The sequence below is a fragment of the Pseudomonas sp. JDS28PS106 genome (genome assembly GCF_036706555.1).
In the GTDB taxonomy this organism is placed as follows: Bacteria; Pseudomonadota; Gammaproteobacteria; order Pseudomonadales; family Pseudomonadaceae; genus Aquipseudomonas.
This window is the reverse complement of record NZ_JBAJGT010000006.1, coordinates 275,900-295,499: the sequence shown is the minus strand read 5'-3', so window position 1 is coordinate 295,499 and position 19,600 is coordinate 275,900. Positions and strand designations below refer to the sequence as shown.

Sequence of the window (19,600 nt, the reverse complement as noted above, 5' to 3'; positions counted from 1 at the left end):
TTCGAAAAAAAGAACGCCTGATCAGGCGCCGGAAAAAGGCCCGGACGGTGCTCCTTTTCCGATAAAAACGTGGGAAATCAACAACAGACGATCACCAGCATGGACGCCTGCCTTCGGGATGAGTATCATGGCGCCCGCGTTGCACTCGTAGCTCAGCTGGATAGAGTACTGCCCTCCGAAGGCAGGGGTCGTGGGTTCGAATCCCGCCGAGTGCGCCATCTTCTTTCCCTTGTGTCACAAGGGGTTAGCGCTTCTGACAGAAACCTGTCCTAGTCCTGAAAGTCGTTTTTGCCACAAATTTGCCACACTCAAGCGTGGCGGGAATGGTCGAAATGGCAACAATCAGGAATCGCGGCCTGGCTGTTAATAAAGGACAGTGGGAAGCGCAAATTCGCCGTAGGGGCCCGTTTCCATGAGCATGTCGATCCGACAGCCCGATCATCGACGCGACGCGTCCAAGTACCTGGCGCCCATGTTCCCTCAGTACAACGTCGTGGCAAGACGCCCTGGCAGCGCCTCGTCATAGGCCTGGCCGTCGATTTCCGATTCGGACAGTGCCTTCAGGATTTGGCCAGGTGTCGGCAATGCCGCACGCTCGATGTGATTTTCGGGATTCCAGAGCCCAGACCGGATGATTGCCCTGCTGCATTGGAAGTAGACCGCGTTGACCGAGATGCGCAGCACTGACTTGGGCATCTGGTTCCGTACCGCAAACCGGGATAGCAGCTCGGGCTGGGCGAGTATCTCGGCGGTCCCGTTGATACGCAGCGTCTCGCCGATGCCTGGAAGCAGAAAAATCAATGCCACTCGCGGGTCACTGATGATGTTTCGCAAGCTGTCGATTCGGTTGTTGCCACGTCGGTCAGGCAGCAGCAGGGTGCGGCTGTCGACGATGTGCACGAACCCGGGCGCATCGCCACGGGGTGAGGCATCCAGCCCTCCAGGACCGGCCGTGGCCAGCACTGCAAACGATGCCTGTTCGATGAAGGGTCGATAAACGGGATGGATGTGGTCGGCCTCTTTGAGTATCGACGGCCGGGCCACGTCTCCATAGAGGCTTTCAAGTGCTTCGAACGTTTCCACGCGATTCTCAGCGTTCACGGTCATATCCAGCTCCTTGAGAAACCGTATTCAGGGCCATCCAGGCAAGCGCTGCGATCCAGAGTACGGAGATGCCATAGTTGATCCGCTGGTACAAGCCGAACCCGTGCCCGCTTTCAACCGCCTGGGCCATCAGGCCAACCGTGATAACGGCCAGGAGGGTGCAAATGGCCGAGAACCACGCAAAACGGCTCGATGAAAGCAGTGTCTTGCCCAGTATTGCCCATAGTCCAGTGGCTAGGGTTAGCGAAAGGAACATTATCAGGCCGGCCGCGTTATGAATTTGTTGTGATGCCGACGGCTGCGGTGGGGCACATCCCGCATCGCAGGAGAACAGTCCAGTGGCGAGGCTTGCCAGGCCATGAATCATGATCAGCAGCGCGCTCAGCCGCGCCAGGCCGGCCCTGCGGAAGCGCCGGCCAATACCTGCGCCAAAAAGCAGGAACAGGACCCCGAGCGGAAGGTTGTTAACCCACGGCGATATTGCGTGCGTGGGCGTATCCATCGCGCCCAGTTGACTCATCGCCTGATCGATATGGCTGTAGCCCGGATACGCCAAAGCCGTTAGCGTCACACCGGTGAAAAGCCAGAATGGGATTAACAGTCCGAGGCGTAGCAGTGTTTTGTCAGCGGTATTCACGATGCAGCATTCCTTGTCATGGCAGTCAGCGGTCACGCTCGTGTGACGCTTCTTCATGCTAGTGAGCCTCGTCCTCCCACGGTTACCGATTTTTTTGCAAGGGAGCTTGCGCGTGCGTCATTCTGTCGCGCCAGGGAAAGGACGACGGCGCAGATGACCAGACGCTTGCCAAGTATTACCGCACTGCTCGCGCTGGAAGCTGCTGCGCGCTACGGGAGCTTCGCCAAAGCCGCTCAGGAGCTGTCGCTCACTGAAGGCGCGATAAGCCGGCAGATTGCAAAGCTTGAGGAGCTGTTGGGCATGCGGCTGTTCAATCGGGCGGGCAACCGGGTCGTGTTGTCGCCGGCCGGTGCCCGTTATGCATCGCAGATGCGTACAGCGCTAGCGGATATAGAGCGTCATACACGCCAGCTCATGGCGGACGCGCAGGGCGCCACCTCGTTGGAGATCGGTGTTATCCCGACCCTGGCCAGTCGCTGGCTGATTCCAGGTCTGGCGCGCTTTCGCGCGCGCCATCCCGATATCGAGATCAACCTGCGCGAGCGAACACAGCCTTTTTCATTCGAAGAGAGCGGACTGCATGCTGCGATCAACTACGACCATCCGGTCTGGCACACGATGAGAGTGCAACCGCTGTTCGACGAGCAAATGATCGCGGTCTGTCATCCCCGCCTGGCTGAGGTTGCACCCGCGAGCATGCCGCTGATGCACAAGCTCGATAGCACCAACAATTGGGCGCGTTATGCAACGCTTTCGGGATTGCCGCTTTGCAACGAGTTGGCCGGGCCGACCTATGATCGTTACGCCTTGCTGATCGAAGCGGTGAAGGCCGGCCTCGGCATGGCCTTGGCGCCCAAGCGCTACGTCGAGGAAGAATTGACGGCGGGCAGGCTCGCGGCGCCCTGGCCAGAGGTTTCGGAATTGCGTGAGCGGTACGTGCTGGTGACGCGCCCGAGCGAGACGGCCGCGCCGGCCTTGGCGAGCTTCGAGCGCTGGCTTATCGAAGAAGCCCAATCCGGCTAGGCGGCGCGCCGCGTAATGACATAGAGAGATTTCCTGGTGAGAGATGTGACTCTGCATCCCGTACGAAGCAAACCCATGCTGTAGGTCGACCCTGGTTTATGGGTTCAGCTTTTGGGCGGAAAAGGGAAAGATGTCTTTGTTGGGGCTGCTGTCTCCTGGCGATAGCGGCCTGTCGAGACCGTCTGGTGGCGGCCATGAGCGGACGCTGATAAGACACGACGTCGAGAGTTGAAGCCAGCCGGCGTGAGCGTTAGCCTCGCACCAAGGGTGATTCTCCAACTGTCTCTTTCGCCTTGCAGTGCTTTTTTGCCCAAGCCACTGCTTAGAAGCCTCTTTCAGGGTAGAGTATGGGCATGGGGCATTGCTCGACGTATCACGCAAACTACCAATCTAACAGTAATCAGGTCGAAGGGGATAACATGCCAGAACCGATAACCGCAGTTGGCTTAGGGGCTATCGCCGCATATCTCGGAAAAGACGGTCTTGAAAAATTACTAGGCCCGACAGCGGATTATTTGGGCGGCGGTCTAAAAGACTTCACTGAGAAACGAATGCATAATATTGGTCAGATCTTCAAAAGAGCTGACGAGAAAATTGGTGAGAAGCGCGAAAAACCAGGAATTATTCCTCCGAAAGTTTTAAAGACGATAATGAATGATGGATCATTCAATGATGACCTACTGTCTGTTGAATACTTTGGCGGGGTACTTGCCTCCTCTCGAACAGAACGAGGGCGCGATGATCGAGGCGCTCGCATGGCCAAGCTGGTTGAGAACCTTTCCACATACCAACTCAGAACACACTATTTAATATACGCAACAATCAAAGATTTATTTAGAAATCAGGGCTATCATTTCAACATGGATGACCGGCCAAAAATGGAGATATTTTTCCCATTTCAGACATATGTTCAAGCGATGGAATTTACACCCGAGGAAATTAGCAACAACGACGCTTTTTTGCGCCATACATTTTTCGGCTTATATAACGACGGATTGATTGAAGGCGAATTTATATATGGCCCACTGGAGCATATGAAAGGCCGGGTGCCAACCGCTAATGACGGAGGAGTTGTTTGCCAGCCCTCAGCACTGGGCGCTGAACTATTCTTATGGGCAATGGGATACGGGGATCACAAATTAAGTTACATATTCGATGATGCCTGCCGACCTACTGTTGAAGGCATACCCAGTGTGGTAGCTGATACTATCGCGGTCAAATCGCCATAGTTATCGATATACATCACTTCAGTTTCGCGGGCATGGGCCACTCCTGCCTGGCGACCGTCCGCTTAGGGTCGATTGCGGTCAGCCATGACCGTCTGCTTTCGACCCATTGCGGACGTTCATTCAACCAATTGAAGCCACGGCCAACGCGCCTGGTAGCTAGCAGCTTTTGCCCTGAATAACTCTGGACGTGGATTCAACTCGTTCATCCTGAGCCAGTTGTTCAAGAGGTCGTTCAGGTCATGAGTGCTATAGAGCTTACCTGTAGAAGCGTCAACGCCTAGACAGGTCGACCGAATCAGATATCGGTCGATACCATCCGTTACCTTTTTCAGCGGTGAATAGGTGCCACCGAATTTACCCTCGTACCACAAATGGACGCGGGCCTGGTTGCGTATCTCAATGTTGACGCCCAGGTGCGAGAATGCCTGATGAGCCTGTGCTATGACCCGGTTTTCCGCTTCCCAAGACAAGTCAGCGTCGAAGTAGGCGATGTCATAGTCCTTGATACCCCACTCGGGAGGTTGTCCCGAGCGGTGATTCCAGAACGTCTGGAACAAAGCGCCTGCGACCAGCATGGAATGAGGGATACCGAGTGTTGGCAGGATCTCCAATAGCTCTCGATTTATTGGGTTTTGACGGATGATCTCAAGTAGCTGCTCATCGATGAGTGAATTCATGGGTGCCATCCTTGGTGGCGTGCAGAGGGCTGAGTTTAGCTGAACGAAGTCGAGACCAGTGAATACCCAGCGAAGCTCGATAGCAGCCCTTCGTGGAGGGCAACAATCGGCCAGGAGCGGACTTCGGTGTATCTCAATGCTAACCTGCGCCAGATCCACTCAAGGCCGCCTCATGGACATACCGTCTCGCTTCATCATCCATGAATCCAGGTACTGGGTTCTCAATCACCGCATAAACAGTGCGTTGCCAGGCTACTTAATGCTCAGTGCAAAGCAGATGACCAATTCCCTGGCTGCACTACCGACCGAAGCGCAAGCGGAGTTGGGTGTTTTGCAGGCGCGAGTCCAGAAAACCATCGAAGATCATTTACAGCCAAAACGCTTGTACATCGGCCGCTATGGGCATGATGCTGGTTACTCTATTCACTTCCATTTCATCCCGGTCTATGCCTGGGTAGAAGCCTTGTTCTGGGCAGACGAAAGGTACAGGCTGCTAGAAACCTTCGGTTCGAACGACAGTGCGCTGCCGCAAACAGATGGCGCAGAATTGACACTGTTTGTGTGGCGAGAGTTTTGTGAGCGCCCTGTGGCGCCACCGGTACAAGGCCCCTCCGTTGATCACGTGATTGCGACCCTGCGTAGCGCTTTGAATTTTCAGCAGCCTGGTTGACCTGAATAAGATCAGGCTTCGCGACCGGCCGCTTTGGGTCGAAAGCAGCCATTGAGAACGCATCAATCGGCTTGGCTTCCACCAATGGACAGACTTGCACGGCTCGTTCGGCCAACAGACGACGAAGACCATGCAGTTGTTCGATCCGCTTATCCAGCAAAGCGATCTTCTCTTCAAATAATTGAGCCAGGAGATCCGTTGAAGCTCCCTCACTGTTCCATAGCAGTGGGAGGTTTTCGCCAATCTCCCGTAGTGAAAATCCAAGCTGCTGCGCCAGCTTGATATACCCAACCAGCTGTGCGGTCTGCTCGGAATAAAACCGGTAGCCGTTGGCAGCACGGCCCGCCTTGATCAGGCCTTTCTCTTCATAGAATCTCAAGGTATCGACTGACACCTCCATCTTTGCTGCCAATTCTCCGATCCGCATCAGTCATTCTCTCCCTTGACTCTGGACCTAACACCAGGCTTTAGCCTGCGGGCTCAAACTGTGAGGGTTGAATATGATCAGCGTAAATAGAAATCTACAAGTTGTTCGACTCAGTGCTTTCTACGACCTGGTGGTCACCGCAGGCTTCATGACGCCCTGGACGGCATCAATGATTTTTGGAGGCTTCGCAGCGCTGTCCGCTGCGCTGGGATTAGAGCGAGCAGCACCGACACTGGACATTACCGCCCTGCTTTTGGCCAATCTGCTGAGCAGCGTAGTGGTGGTCTGGTCGATCTGGCGATTATTGCAGCCGAGCCGCAGCATCGGTTTGTATGACGCACTGGCGAGAATACTGTTCGCTACCTGGCAATTGTTTGCTGTGGCCCACGGAGCCAGCTTCCTGATCCTGGGCTTCACGTGCTTCGAAGTACTCTTTGCCATCGCGCAAGTGCTGCCTATAAGCAGCCTCAAAGAGTGCGAGCGTACGCACGCTCTAATGGGTCTAGTCTTGGTGCGCAGTAGATGACATGTCCCATGTAAACAACCCGATTTCCCAGCTGACCCCCGCTAAAGTACTGATTCCAAACGCCGACTTTCAGGACTCCGAAGGCAGGGGTCGTGGGTTCGAATTCCGCGAGTGCGTCACTGAATACAGGCTACGCGTCCCCACTGTAATTTTCCGTAATCCTTGATGGTTGCAGGTGGACAATAGCCAGACAAAGGCCCTGGCTATCAAACGCGGTGCCTTTTTCATTTCTGTAGGCCCAGTTCACGCATTGGCCTCGCTTACTCCGCTCTGTCCGGTTGACGCCTCCCCGCAAGTCCGCTGCAATACGCGCGTTTCACGGACGATACAAGGATCCCGTCATGGCCGCGATGCCATCCTCTCGAAGCGACCTGCTTCGCGTGCTGATTTTTATCCCGCTGGGCCTGTGCCTGCTCTGCTTTACATTCTGGATGGTTACAGACCGACTGGACTTTCTGGCTCTGGCACAACGCGCCGAAGGACATGTCAGCGCTCTGAACGCGGGTGGCAGCCATCCGCAAATTGACTTCACCGACGCAACGGGACAAGTCATCAGCTATCCCGAAAACGGATTGATCTTCGGCTACGAGGTGGGCGACTCAGTAACAGTTTTCTACCGCCCGGAATCCCCTTCCCGCACTGCGATCATTGGAGATCGTGGCGCGCTGTGGGGAGCGAGCTTGCTGACGGGCCTTTTCGCCATCGTGTCTATCGTGGGAGGCGGTTATCACCTGGCTGCATGGATTCGCCGACGTCGAACGGCGCGGCTTTTATAAGGAAATTCAAATGCACATCCCCTTACCCGTAAGCGTCAGCGATTGGCGTTACAAGACCGCCAGCGGTGGCGGTTTGACCGTAGTCTTCGCAGCTGCTGCCGGCGGCGCGCTGACCTTGACCGATCCCAACGGGGTCGACCAGCAGTTTCGTTATGGTTCGGTCGGTGTGGGCGCGGGCATCGGCGCTCGCCTGCCGCGGTTCGGCAAGGTCAATTTGCATGTACGAGGCAAAAGCGTCGGCGCTGCGGGCGCAAGCGAAGATTTCCCGGCAGTCGGCCAGGTGCTGGTAGCCAACTCGATCGCTGCCCGAGGGCTCGTCCGAGAGGATTTTCAGGGCGCCTGTGTATTCATCGAAGGGGGCGTGGGCTTGCTCGGTGGCGCTAGCGGCTCGGCCATGCTATTTGGCCTCGATCCCAAGCTGCTGGCCATGGCAGCCGCCACGCTGACGCCTGTGGGCAACATGCTTTTGCCTCACGACAGTACAGGACGCCTGCTGCGCTCGGCCAAAGGCGTCATCATTGCAGCCGGATTGAACGTGGGCCTACAGGCTGGCGGGGGTGCGACAATTTCGTTAGGTGGGCTTTTCTGATCGACTGGCTTCAGTAATCCGCACAGCAATGGATAGTTAAGCGGCTAGCCAGCACGAACCCGCGCTGGCTGCTGCTACAAACCTGAGCAGGCCCGCACGCGAACCCGCCCAGTCGCGCTTTCCGCCTCAACCCTCCAGCTTCTTCGCCTCGTCAACGCCCGCGCTGGTCAGCTTGATGGGGTATTGGAGCGCGGACTCCGCGTCGTTGTGGTCGGCTGGACTGCCCTGAATCAGGTTCTTCTGCTGGAAGTGCTTGATGACTTCGAAGACAGCCTTCTCCCCCCGATAGTTGTCGAAGATCTCTTTGCCCAGGCCGCTTGGGTGAGCGTGCAGCAGGCGGGTCAGTACTTCGCGTTCCAGTTCTTGGTATTCCATACATGCCTCTTGATCCAAGGTAGGTTCTCCTTGGAAATACCCTCGGCGCGTGAGTGCAATTCACATGACGGACGGTCATCTGTCACTCCGAGGCTATGCTGATCGGATCAAGACCGACGACCATGACGAAGGAGGTACGCGATGAGCAGTGAACAATGCGAATGCCTGTGCGGTGCAGTGAAGTTCGAGGTGACGCTGGATAACCACAAGGTCGGCGTCTGCCATTGCGGGATGTGTCGTCGCTGGGCGGGTGGTCCTTCGATGATGGTAGAAACGAGTCAGCCTCCGCACTTCGCGGATTCAGGCAGTGTCAGGGTTCATTCTTCATCCGACTGGGCCGAGCGCGGATTTTGCGCGGAATGCGGAAGCCATTTGTTCTATCGCATGAAGGACGGCGGCTTCTATGGCGTACCGGTCGGCCTTTTCAAGCAAGCCGGGCAGCCGTGGTCGTTCGAAATGGAGGTTTTCATCGAGGAGAAACCGGACTTCTACGCCTTCGCTAACGACACCCAGAAACTGACCGGCGCCGAGCTGTTTGCCCAGCATGGCGCGGACAGTCAGGACAACTGAAACGCGCCTCATAAATCTTTCCCACCGCCACGTTCGTCGCGCAGGCACGACCATGTCATTCAACCGACATGTCGGCTGACGACCATGGCGGTTCTGTCCGCCACGCGCGCTTCGTCATAACGATGCTTGCCGCGCCCGGACGTGAATAAAAGGGAGAGACAAGAAGTGGCTATCGACAATCTCAACGTCAAGCAGCGAACCCCATCGCCGGAGCCAGCGGGCGGCATCGAGGGTGTGTTCGAAAAAGTCATCGCCATGGCCCTGGAAGCGGGGAGCAAGGGCAATGACAAGAAGGAGCCTCGGGTCGCGACCGACAATGAAGTCTGGCCTCCCGTGCTGGGAACCAAGGTCACCAGCGAAGGCGCCGACACGCTGCGCTATGTATCCGCCGACGGTGCCGAGGTGCTGGTCAAGCGTGATGTGAACCCCAAGCTGTTCGACTACTTGAGCAAATTGTCGGAGCTGAACAAGTCTTCCGATAGCCTGGAATACCTTGAACTTCAGGACGACGTTCACAGCGCCGAGATCATGCGCGGCGATGCTTCGGCGCCGGCGCTGGGCGACATTCAGGAGATCGAGCGCAACCCGGCCAATGACGACGTCATGCTGATCATGCTCAAGGACGGCAAGAATCTGGTCGCCACCCGCCAGCTGACCCCGGAGCTGTTCGATACCCTGAGCGGCATGGACAAGACCCTGGAAGGTATCGCCAGCAGCGAAAAGGACGGTTACGAGCTGGTCAAGGACAACCCGTTCACCGACGCCGACATCAGCGGCGCGACCATCGGCATCGAGAACGAGGTCGGTCCCGGCCTGGTGCGCGCGGAGATCTTCGACGGCAAGGGCGGCAGTCGCAAGGTGATCGTGTCCCAGGACATGAACCCGGACCTGTACGATCGCCTGGTATCCACCGACGAATCGCGTCGCTATGACGATGCGAAGATCGACGAAGCCCGCAAGGACGCTGATCTGTCGGCGAGCGGCAAGGACGTGGGCAGCATGGAAACCACGACCAGCGATCCGAACGACTCCAATCGCAAGCTGACTGTGTCCGAGCTGACCTGGCAGAACCTGCTGGCCGAATGGAAAACCGGCATTGACAACGGCTCGATCGGCAAGGACGACGACCGCGCCAAGCTGTACAACACGCTGCGCGCCAAATCCGCCTCCGAAGAAGGGCTGGATATGGTCGTCCTCGACATGTCCATGGGCCAGAGCACGACCAAGGTCAGCGCCGACGACCTGGCGAGTATCATCGATGACGTCAAGGTCGACGAATCGATGCGCAATCTGTTCGGCACTGAAGCCGTGCAGAAGGACTTCCAGACCCAGCAGCAGAAAGCGCTGGAGTCCCTGCCCGACCGCGACAAGATTTTCGAAGACCTCAAGAGCACAGCGTTCTCCGAGGAGTACATGCTCTACATCAACCAGCTCAAGAAGGACAATCCGGGCCTGGCTGAAGCGGATATCGGCAAGACATACGCGTCGCTCGCGGCGTTCGATCCGGACACCGCCGCGCAGTTCGCCCAGTCGATCCAGATCGACGGACTGACGATGGACCTCGATCAATTGATGAAGGACCCGTCCGGCATCAATGACGAAAACACCGTGCTGGCGACTCAGGACACCATCAAGACGCTGCTCACCACGCTCAAGAAAGGCGGTGTGGACATCGCTCGTCGTACCGTGGAAACCGAGCGTTTCGTGCAGGAGTTCCTGGGCGACAAGCAGACCGCCAAAGCGTTTGGCGAAGCCCTGAAGGAACTGGGCGCGACCTTTGCCAAAAACGGCACCGTGACCTCCGCCGATATCGACAAGGTCATGAGCAAGGATATCTACAAGAGCATCCCGGAAGGTGCCCACGGCAGCATGCTCAAGACCATCAGCGAGCTGAACTCCAACGGCATGCTGGGCTCGGCGGGCGGCCTGATTTCGCTGGCCTCCGGCATCTACCAGCTGGCGGGCAAGGGCGGCACCTTGGCCGATACCCCGGAAGAGCGCCTCGCCATCGCGAAGGATTTCGTCAGCGTACTGGGCGCGGGCCAGCACTTCGTCAACCTGGGCACCAACATCATCGACGACGTGCGCGGCACCCAGCTCAATCAAATGATGGGCCTGGACAAGTCGCTGCCGCAGATCTTCGGGACCGACAAGCCAGTGAATGGCCGGCCGTTCAGCATCGTCGAGGGTGACCTGAAGAAGCTGTTCGAAGACTTCAACGCCGCCATCGACGCCGCGCCGATCGACAAGAAGGAAAAGCTGGCGGAAAAGCTCCAGCTTTCCGACGAAGACCTGACGAAGGTCACGGACGGTTTCCGCGACGGCTTCGCCAAGAATCCGGGCCTCAAGGGCAGCACGCCGACGTCGCGGGGGGTATCGGCGTTCCTGCGGGTCATGGACGCCGGTGCCAACACCTTTACCGGCGTCGCCGATCTGGTGCTCGGCGGCTTGAAGATCAAGTCGGGCGCCAATTCCGGTGACAAGAGCGTGATCGCTCAGGGCGCGATCACCGTGGCCTCGGGTGCTTTCAACCTGGCGGGCGGCGGCGCGCAGATCGCGGCCTTGTTCGGCAGCGCCGCGGCCCGGGCGCTGGCCGGTCCGCTGTTGTGGGTCGGTGCCGCGCTGACGGTCGCGCTGACGCCGTTCCTCATCATCGAGGACATCAAACACAACAACCGCATGGACAAGCACCGCGACGACCTGCAGGACCTGTTCGCCAAGCTGGAAGAACAGGGCTTGCTGACCGGCGACGGCGCGCAGCGTTACGAATTCCTTGACGAATACATGTACAACTACGGCCAGCGCGACGCGCCGGACGACGTCGGCATCTTCGATTACCGGAGTGAGGAATACGAGTTCTACGCAGGCGAAGGCCACCTGCCGGAACGCGGCTTCGATGACGTGAAGCACGATGACTACAAAGGCGACGGCGATAATCTGGATACGGTTCTGGATCGCGTCGGCTGACCCTTCCCCACCTGAGCTGAACGAACGCGGCCCGACGCACCTTCGCGCCGGGCGCGTTTATTCTGCTCTGCCGCTCATCCCTTTCTGTAAAGCCTCTGATACAAACGAACACAAAGTGGCACAGATTTTTCTTGTGGAACGCCCGTACCACAGATTCCTGCAATGAGGCTGCTTACCCGCACCATATTGCAGAGGACGGACGTTACAGCGTCCATTAACAGTGCAGAGACCGGACCACAAGCTCGGCCTCAGATAAGGAGATCCACACGTGCCGTATTCGCTGATGTCGTTTGCCGTTTCCTACAAATCCCCCGCTCCGGCCTCGAAAGCCGTCCTGCGCACTGCGCAATCGCGCGAATCGCATGTGACCTGATTCGAATGGCCCCTGCCCCAGGCACGAGGCCCAACACCTCTCCATCGATGTTTGCCTGATTTTTCATCGGCAAGGATCAGTCACGCCTGTCATGGGCGACCACAACTAACGTGACCCGTTAGAGCAATCGGCTGCTTGTCATTTCAGCATTAGAGCAACTAACAGTCATCCGTCCGTGCCAGGGCGAGTTGCTGACCTTTAACAGATTCGCACTTTTAACTAAGGCCATAAACATGACCACATAGTCACCATGCACCAAGTTAGTATCCTCTAACCGTTATTGGTGCAGTTATTCAGCAACATTAACAATTTCTCGTTTTTGATCAACATCAGAACGCGGCGCGGAGAAACTCGCCCCCGATTTTACAGCGCCAGCGACTTAATAAATAAGCGTCAGAATGCGATGGGCACTTTTTGACGATAAACGTACAGGAATGCGACATCTGCTCTAGATCGGGCATTTTGACTTGGCGATCTCAACGCTTCTGGCATAACGGTTGCAGAGCGGTTGCAATAAGCGACTCAGGTAAACGCCCAGACAACCTGTCTCACACAACAACTAACAGGTATGCGCGATGCTCTCTCCATGATGTTAAACAACCGCTGATCAAGTCCATATAGATCTTGGGCAGCTAGCCGCTTGTACGCCGACCAACGTGCAGCTCTTTCAGATCGAACATTCAAGTAATGATCGAACGGAGTTCTATTGCCCTTCAATTATTCGAGGGAGCGTTAATGAATGATTCGGTAATCAGGAAGACAGTGCCGACTCCACCAGAGGATGAAGTTGCTCTGGCATGGCCGGATATTCCATTCAAAGCCAACGCTTCGCGTCCAGGGGGGCTCAACAAGCCGCAGGCGATTGTCCTGGTCGCAGCGTCCGTGCTGATTCACGGTGCCTTGTGGTGGTACATGCAGACTGCCAAGGCCGAACTTCCGGAGGTGCCACCGAAAGTGCCGGAGATGACCATCGAACTGGCCAGTGCAACGCCGCCGACGCCCGAGCCACCACCTCCTGAACCACCACCACCGCCGCCTCCGCCGCCGCCCCCTCCGCCTCCGGAGCCCGAGCAACCGGTCGAGGACCCTGACGCTGTGAAGCCGCCGCCCAAGCCGGTGGAGAAACCCAGGGTCGAGAAGCCCAAGCCAGTGAAAAAACCTGAACCGGTGAAGAAACCGGCGCCGCCAGCGCCACCGGCACCGCCCGTTGCGCCGAGCCCGCCCACGCCTCCAGCACCGGCTCCGGCTCCGCCTGCCGCTCCAGCACCGGCCAAGGAAACCGCCGCCGTTTCCGGGCTGGCGAGCCTGGGCAACCCGCCGCCGGAATACCCGGCCATGGCGTTACGCCGTAACTGGGAGGGACGCGTGGTGCTGCGCATCAAGGTGCTGCCCAACGGCCGCGCGGGGTCGGTCGAGGTGACCAAATCCAGCGGCAAGCCCGCGCTGGACGAGGCGGCCGTAGAGGCGGTGCGGAACTGGAAATTCATTCCGGCCAAGCGCGGCGACACGCCCATAGAAGGCTTCGCGACCCAAACCATCGACTTCAAGCTTCCGGAATGATCCGGCGGCCACAACCGACAACTTTTCACGCGGGTGAGGTGTAAATCATGAATGAATCGCTTTCTGCTTTGATCGTCCCGGCCGTGCTCTGGGCGCTGATTCTTTTCTCGGTATTGAGCTGGGCGTTGCTGCTGATCAAGTCGGCGCAGTACTTGCGTCAGAAAAGCCAGAACAGACAATTTGCCAAAGCGTTCTGGAGTGCACCGGATCTGCTGACCGCCGCCGAGCACGCTTCGCAGTACCCAGGCTCGTTGGCCCGTATCGCCAACAGCGGCTTCGAAGCGATGGCGGTCGAGGAAAATCCCCGCACCACCCAGCAACTGGCTCACACCATCAACCGCTCCGACCGTCTTGAGCGCAACCTGCGCCAGCAGATCCAGAAAGAGCGTCGATCCCTCGAAAGCGGACAAGCCGTGCTCGCCAGTATCGGCAGCACCGCGCCCTTTATCGGCCTCTTCGGCACGGTCTGGGGAATCATGGAGGCGCTGCAGAGCATCGGCATTACAGGCTCGGCAAGTCTCGAAGCCGTCGCCGGCCCCATCGGGCATGCGCTGATCGCAACCGGTGTAGGCATCGCCGTCGCGGTGCCGGCGGTGCTGATTTACAACTTCTTTTTGCGCCGTCTGAAACTGGCGGTCGCGGACATGGACGACTTCGCCCACGACTTCGACTCTCTTGCCCAACGCAGCGCGTTCGCGGTGAGCCGTCAGCCCATCGGGCATAAATCGGCGCACGCCGTGCGGGAGGCCAGCTGATGTCTTTCTCCACTCAAGACAGCGATGAAGTGCTCAGCGAAATGAACGTCACGCCGCTGGTGGACGTGATGCTCGTGCTGTTGGTGGTGTTCATCGTCACCACACCGCTGATGACCAACGCGATCAAGGTCAACCTGCCCAAGACCGACTCAGTGGCACCGGCCCAGCAGAAAGACCCGGTGGTGGTCAGCGTCGACCAGGACGGCAAGTTCTATCTCGCCAAATCGGAGATTGCTCCCGAGCTGCTGGAAAAGAGCCTGCAGGACGAGAAGGCCAAGGACCCGGAGATTCGCGTCCAGCTGCAGGCCGATACCGCCGTGAACTACGGCCAGGTCGCCAAGGCAATGGCATCCATTGAGCGCTCGGGCATCACGCGAATATCCGTCATGACCTCGAAATGATCTGAAAGCCCGGCGCCCTCAGGTGCCGCGGCTCAACCCTGTGTACCCCTTCATCTGCAGGCCTTCGGGCTTCTTGAGGGGAGCGGCTTGCTGCAAAGCAGTGGAAATCCCGGTCGGCACAACCGCTTCGGGACAAGAGGGCTCACAAGGCCATTTCAATAACGTCTGGAATAAGTCGGAAATAACCATGTTGATGAATCTTCCCGGTTGCACCCTCAAACCGCTGGCCCGTGCGGTCCGGCGTCATCAGCGCGCGCTGGTCTGTGCGCTGGCCGTTGGCATGAGCGGCGCCCATGCAGCCGATGACGTCGAAGCGCAAAGCGCGACCGAAGCCGTGTCCTCAAGCGCTGCCGTCGTACCCGCGACGACTCAGTTGCAACGTGTCGAAGTCACCGGCTCGGCGGTTCGCCGCGTCGATGCTGAAACCGCCGTACCGGTCACCATCCTGAGGGCCGACGACCTCAAGAAACAGGGCGTGACCACGACCCAGGATCTGGTCAGCCGCATCACCGGCAGCCAGTCGATGAACAACAGCGCCGGCTCGGTCGGCGCAGGCACGGGCGGGGCATCCTACGCCGACATGCGCGGCATCGGCGCCAACAAGACACTGGTCCTGCTCAATGGACGACGCCTGGCGAACAATGCCCTGTCGGGTGTCGGCACGCCCAACGGTGCCGGCGTCGACCTGAACATGATTCCCTTTGCCGCCATCGACCGTGTCGAGGTGCTGCGCGATGGCGCATCGGCGCTCTACGGCACCGACGCTATCGGTGGCGTGATCAACTTCATCACCAAAAAATCGCTGACGGACGGCACCCTGAGCCTGGGCGGTGAGACGCCGACCCACAGCGGCGGCGGTGCGACCAAGGACATGAGCGCCAGCTGGGGCTTCGGCGATCTGGAGGAAGACCGCTTCAACGTGATGGGCGTCTTCAACTACAACAAGCAGCAGAATCTGGACGCCAACGACCGCAAGTTCGCGACCGACTATGCGCCCGGCCGAGGCCTGAATCAGACCTCCGGCACCGCTTACCCAGGCAACTATTACCAGGGCGACAACGCGGCCAACCCGCTGGGCACGGCGTGCAGCGGTCCCAGTCTGATCGCCAGCAACGGCATCTGCCGCTTCAGCACCCGCGAATACATCGACCTGATTCCGCAGACCGAAAAGACCTCGTTTTTTGGTCGCGCGACCGGCAAGCTCGCCGACGATCACAACGTCAGCCTCGAATACTTCTGGGCTCGCAACAACAACCATACCGACATCGGCCCGGCTCCGCTGACAGGCCTATCGCTGGACTCATCCTCGCCGTTCTATCCCGGCAACGGCATCACGCCGGGGCCGACGGACTGGGCGATCGATCCGACTCAACCTGTCGACACCGCCTGGCGTGAAACGGCCGCGGGCCCCCGAGGCTCCAGCGACCAGAACACCAGCCAGCGTTTCCTGCTCAACTTCGATGGTCTGGTCGGCGGCTGGGACTACAACGTCGGTGCCTCGTACAACCAGAGCAAGGTGATTTCCAGTGTCACGGATGGGTACGTCAGTGACGCGGCGATGATCGATGGCCTGGCCAGCGGCATCCTTAACCCGTTCGGGCCGCAGACCGCAGCCGGGCAGGCGCTGATCGATGCCAACACTTATCACGGTCAGTATTCCAGTGCAGTCGGCCGGGTGGCCGGTATCGATGCGCGCTTCAGCCGTGAGATCGGCGACTGGTTCGGTGCAGGCCCCGCCGGGCTGGCGCTGGGTGGCGAGTATCGCAAGGAGAAAATGCATCAGGAGTACGAAGCCTTCGTCAACGACATCAGCAGCCTGGGAGCCGACGCCACAGCCAGTGTCGCCGGGGACCGCAGCGTGAAAGCCGAATATGCCGAGCTCAACGTGCCAGTGCTCGACAGCCTGGAACTGACCGCTGCCGTTCGCCACGACAAATACAGCGACTTCGGCAGTACCACCAACCCGAAATACTCGTTCCGCTTCCAGCCGTTCAAGGAAGTGGTCGTGCGCGGTGCCTATAGCGAAGGCTTCCGCGCCCCCACCCTGTACGAACTTTATGCACCACGCAGCACGACCTTCAGCCAGGGTTACTATAACGATCCGGTTCTCTGCGCTGGCGGAACCGTGCAGCCCGGCGGCAACGCCGGACGCGACTGCAACCAGCAATTTCTCAACAACAGCGGCGGCAATACCGAACTGGCACCGGAGAAAGCCCGCAACGTAACGCTCGGCTTCGTTTATCAGCCAGTCCGCAACCTGTCCATGGGGCTCGACTTCTGGTGGATCAAGGTATCCAACCAGATCCAGTCGTTCCCCGAGTCGACAGTGTTCGATGATCCCGTCACCTACGCCGATCGCTTCATTCGCAACCCCGACGGTTCGATTGCCAATATCGTGACCGGCAACGCCAACCTGGGCATGGTCAAGACCAGCGGCGTCGACGTGACCCTCGATTATCGCTTCCCGAACACGCCATTCGGCCAATTCGGGCTGGGCATGACCGGTACTTACGTCAGCCGTTATGACTTTCAAAACATCATCGATGGCCCTTACACCGACAAAGTGGGCGACTTTCAGGGCGACGGCGTGATTTCGCGCTGGAAACACGTACTGATCGGCAGCTGGACGCTGGGTGACACGCGTGCATCCATCACCAACCGCTTCACCAGCGGCTACAACGATTACGACCGCACCACTAACGACCGGGTCTCGTCCTACACGCTCTGGGACCTGTCGGTCGGCCATACCTTCGACAAGGTGCTCGATGTGGACGCAGGCGTGCGCAACGTATTCGACCGTGATCCGCCGTTCTCCAACCAGGCGTACAACTTTCAGGCCGGCTACGACCCTCGCTACGCCGACCCGCTGGGCCGCACGGTGTTCGCACGCATGACCTACCACTTCTGAGGGAAGCGCGCGGCATGTTGAAAAAGCGTGCCGCGCTGCCGATTGCGCTTCGCACCTCCAGCCCGGCAGGTCTCATCCACCTTCCCCCGGGCCGGAGGATTTTTGCGCCGCCAGGCCCCGTCGTTCAGTGTGTACGAGGACAGCCCCACATGTTGTATCCACCCCGTTTCCTGCGCCATCTGCTCATGAGCCTTGCGCTGTGCAGCGGCTGGCAGAACCTGCTGGCTGCGCCGAGTCACGCGTTGACTGTCTACGGCGAAGCCCCGAAGTATTCCGCGGCCTTCCAGCACTTCGATTACGTGAATGCCGATGCTCCGAAAGGCGGGTCGTTGACTCGGTCCGCCGAAGAAATCGGTCAGTTCAATTACCTTAACCCGTACGTCGATCAGGGCATCAACGTCGTGCAACTGGATGCCTGGGTTTATTCACCGCTTGCGTACCGCTCGCTGGACGAGCCCTACACGGTTTACGGCCTGATCGCCGAGAAGATGGAACGAGACCCGCAGGGGATGTGGGTGCGTTTCTATCTCAATCCCAAAGCACGCTTTCATGATGGCGTTCCGGTTACCGCTCAGGATGTTCGCTACACCTTCGAACTGCTGACCACCAAAGCCAGCTTCAGCTACCGCCCCATGTATGCCGACGTGAAAGACGTGGTCATCGAAGGGCCGCTGCAGGTGCGCTTCGATTTCAAGAACAACCTCAACCGCTCGCTGGCACTGGACCTTGCCAGCATGCGCATTCTGCCCGAGCACTGGTGGAAGACCCGGGACTTCGCCAACGGCGGCGGCTTCGAGCCCCCCTTGGGCAACGGCCCTTATCGGGTAGCGCATGTCGACGCCGGACGCAGCGTGACCTTCGAACGGGTCAAGGACTGGTGGGCCAAGGATCTGCCGGTCAGCCGCGGGCTCTACAACTTCGACACGCTGACCGTCAATTTCTATGGCGACACTGAAATCGCCCGACAACTGCTGCAGGCCGGTGCTTTCGATTACAACCGGGAGTTCTCTTCCGCCGGTTACAGCGTCGGTTACGCAGGCCCCGCCATCGACGACGGGCGTCTGCAAAAACGCATCCTTGCCGAACGCCGGCCGGTGGCTGCGCAGGGGTTTGTGTTCAACCTCGACAAGCCGGTCTTTCAGGACCGCAGGGTGCGTGAAGCATTGTCGATGCTGTGGGACTTCGATTGGGTCAATCGCCGGGTGATGCGCAACTTTTACGTGCGCGAGCAGAGTTACTTTCCCAAAAGCGAAATGGCGGCAACTGAACTGCCCGATGAAGCCGAGCTGAAAATTCTCGAACCGCTGCGCGGGCAGATTCCGGACGAGGTATTCACAAAGGTCTACCAACCTCCCAGGACCGATGGCAGCGGCTACATGCGTGACAAGCAGCTGCAGGCATTGAAGTTGCTGGCCGAGGCTGGCTGGCATCCGAAGAACAACAAGCTGGTAAACGCTGCCGGCGAAGCCATGAGCTTCACCTTTCTGGATGGTCAGGGTGGTTTCGATCGGCTGGTACTGCCGTTCAAACGCACGCTGGCGCAGATCGGCATTGATCTGGACTTCCGGCGTATCGATTCGGCCCAATACGTCAACCGGCTCAATGCCCGGGACTACGACATGATCGTGGTCAGTCTGCCTCGCAACGGAAATCCTCTGATTTCGCCGGGACGCGAACTCTACAACCTGTACGGCTCGCAGAGTGCAACCGAAATCGGCAGTTCGAACGCCATGGTGCTGCGCAACCCTGCGGTCGACAAATTGATCGACGGACTGGTCGCCGCCGGCAGCCGAGAGGAGATGGTGCGCTATGCGCGGGCGCTGGATCGGGTCCTGCAATGGGGCTACTACACGATCCCCAATTACTACTCCAAAGGCACGCCCGTGGTATTCGCCAACCGATTCGGCATGCCCAAAACCGCACCCGTCTACGACGTCGGTCTGGAAACCTGGTGGCAGGTCAGTTCGAAGCCGCTGACCCATGCGCAGTTCACCGCGCTCGACGGCAAGCTCACCGCAGCACAGGAGCAATGA

The 19,600-nt window shown here is 58.6% G+C and carries 17 protein-coding genes, 1 tRNA gene and 1 pseudogene; 14 read left to right on the top strand and 5 right to left on the bottom strand.

Annotation, left to right across the window (positions count from 1 at the left end):
* Positions 1 to 141 precede the first annotated feature (141 nt).
* A tRNA-Arg gene (locus TRP66_RS12795) sits at positions 142 to 218 on the top strand.
* Between the two features lie 262 nt (positions 219 to 480).
* On the opposite strand, the gene TRP66_RS12790 is transcribed toward TRP66_RS12795, so the two are convergent.
* Both TRP66_RS12790 and TRP66_RS12785 read right to left on the bottom strand, forming a co-directional pair.
* Positions 481 to 1,107 carry a pyridoxamine 5'-phosphate oxidase family protein gene (locus TRP66_RS12790; RefSeq protein ID WP_333402760.1) on the bottom strand — a complete coding sequence of 209 codons (627 nt, stop codon included), beginning with the start codon at positions 1,105 to 1,107 and terminating at the stop codon, positions 481 to 483.
* On the bottom strand, positions 1,091 to 1,798 hold the full coding sequence (locus TRP66_RS12785) for a DUF998 domain-containing protein (protein ID WP_442965197.1): 708 nt from the start codon (positions 1,796 to 1,798) through the stop codon (positions 1,091 to 1,093). Before TRP66_RS12785 ends, TRP66_RS12790 begins: the two co-directional genes overlap by 17 nt.
* Here TRP66_RS12785 and TRP66_RS12780 point away from each other — a divergent pair.
* A complete protein-coding gene (locus TRP66_RS12780) occupies positions 1,784 to 2,764 on the top strand; it encodes a LysR substrate-binding domain-containing protein (protein ID WP_333402758.1) in 981 nt (326 codons plus the stop codon). The two genes, TRP66_RS12785 and TRP66_RS12780, sit on opposite strands and share 15 nt — an antisense overlap.
* Positions 2,765 to 3,183: 419 nt before the next feature.
* The gene (locus tag TRP66_RS12775) at positions 3,184 to 3,993 is read left to right on the top strand and encodes a hypothetical protein (protein ID WP_333402756.1); all 810 of its coding nucleotides are present in this window, start codon (positions 3,184 to 3,186) and stop codon (positions 3,991 to 3,993) included.
* A 116-nt stretch (positions 3,994 to 4,109) separates the two neighbouring features.
* Here TRP66_RS12775 and TRP66_RS12770 read toward each other — a convergent pair whose 3' ends face one another.
* A complete protein-coding gene (locus TRP66_RS12770) occupies positions 4,110 to 4,670 on the bottom strand; it encodes a nucleotidyltransferase family protein (protein ID WP_333402754.1) in 561 nt (186 codons plus the stop codon).
* Positions 4,671 to 4,842: 172 nt separating this feature from the next.
* On the opposite strand from TRP66_RS12770, the gene TRP66_RS12765 reads away from it, so the two are divergent.
* Positions 4,843 to 5,340, top strand: coding sequence for an HIT family protein (locus tag TRP66_RS12765; protein WP_333402752.1), 498 nt, complete (start codon positions 4,843 to 4,845; stop codon positions 5,338 to 5,340).
* An 82-nt stretch (positions 5,341 to 5,422) separates the two neighbouring features.
* Here TRP66_RS12765 and TRP66_RS12760 read toward each other — a convergent pair.
* Positions 5,423 to 5,767, bottom strand: a pseudogene (locus TRP66_RS12760) (MerR family transcriptional regulator); the annotation flags it as partial.
* A 73-nt stretch (positions 5,768 to 5,840) separates the two neighbouring features.
* On the opposite strand from TRP66_RS12760, the gene TRP66_RS12755 reads away from it, so the two are divergent.
* From TRP66_RS12755 to TRP66_RS12745, 3 genes are all read left to right on the top strand, one after another.
* Positions 5,841 to 6,293, top strand: a complete 453-nt coding sequence (locus tag TRP66_RS12755; protein ID WP_333402750.1) for a hypothetical protein — start codon at positions 5,841 to 5,843, stop codon at positions 6,291 to 6,293.
* Between the two features lie 341 nt (positions 6,294 to 6,634).
* On the top strand, positions 6,635 to 7,069 hold the full coding sequence (locus TRP66_RS12750) for a DUF3592 domain-containing protein (RefSeq protein WP_333402748.1): 435 nt from the start codon (positions 6,635 to 6,637) through the stop codon (positions 7,067 to 7,069).
* Positions 7,070 to 7,079: 10 nt separating this feature from the next.
* Entirely contained in the window at positions 7,080 to 7,658 is a 579-nt protein-coding gene (locus TRP66_RS12745) for a hypothetical protein (RefSeq protein ID WP_333402746.1), read from the top strand.
* A 126-nt stretch (positions 7,659 to 7,784) separates the two neighbouring features.
* On the opposite strand, the gene TRP66_RS12740 is transcribed toward TRP66_RS12745, so the two are convergent.
* Positions 7,785 to 8,033 (bottom strand): hypothetical protein, encoded by a 249-nt coding sequence (locus TRP66_RS12740; RefSeq protein ID WP_333402743.1) that lies wholly within the window; start codon positions 8,031 to 8,033, stop codon positions 7,785 to 7,787.
* Between the two features lie 141 nt (positions 8,034 to 8,174).
* On the opposite strand from TRP66_RS12740, the gene TRP66_RS12735 reads away from it, so the two are divergent.
* The 7 genes from TRP66_RS12735 (at position 8,175) to TRP66_RS12705 (ending at position 19,600) form a co-directional block, all read left to right on the top strand.
* Positions 8,175 to 8,603, top strand: coding sequence for a GFA family protein (locus TRP66_RS12735; RefSeq protein WP_333402741.1), 429 nt, complete (start codon positions 8,175 to 8,177; stop codon positions 8,601 to 8,603).
* 165 nt (positions 8,604 to 8,768) lie between these two features.
* Positions 8,769 to 11,570 carry a hypothetical protein gene (locus TRP66_RS12730; protein ID WP_333402739.1) on the top strand — a complete coding sequence of 934 codons (2,802 nt, stop codon included), beginning with the start codon at positions 8,769 to 8,771 and terminating at the stop codon, positions 11,568 to 11,570.
* 1,108 nt (positions 11,571 to 12,678) lie between these two features.
* The gene (locus TRP66_RS12725) at positions 12,679 to 13,503 is read left to right on the top strand and encodes an energy transducer TonB (RefSeq protein ID WP_333402737.1); all 825 of its coding nucleotides are present in this window, start codon (positions 12,679 to 12,681) and stop codon (positions 13,501 to 13,503) included.
* Positions 13,504 to 13,550: 47 nt separating this feature from the next.
* Positions 13,551 to 14,258, top strand: coding sequence for a MotA/TolQ/ExbB proton channel family protein (locus TRP66_RS12720; protein ID WP_333402735.1), 708 nt, complete (start codon positions 13,551 to 13,553; stop codon positions 14,256 to 14,258).
* Positions 14,258 to 14,659, top strand: a complete 402-nt coding sequence (locus TRP66_RS12715; protein ID WP_333402732.1) for an ExbD/TolR family protein — start codon at positions 14,258 to 14,260, stop codon at positions 14,657 to 14,659. The genes TRP66_RS12720 and TRP66_RS12715 overlap by 1 nt, the downstream gene beginning before the upstream one ends.
* A gap of 187 nt (positions 14,660 to 14,846) precedes the next feature.
* The gene (locus TRP66_RS12710; RefSeq protein WP_333402730.1) at positions 14,847 to 17,567 is read left to right on the top strand and encodes a TonB-dependent receptor; all 2,721 of its coding nucleotides are present in this window, start codon (positions 14,847 to 14,849) and stop codon (positions 17,565 to 17,567) included.
* A gap of 149 nt (positions 17,568 to 17,716) precedes the next feature.
* Entirely contained in the window at positions 17,717 to 19,600 is a 1,884-nt protein-coding gene (locus TRP66_RS12705) for an extracellular solute-binding protein (protein ID WP_333402728.1), read from the top strand.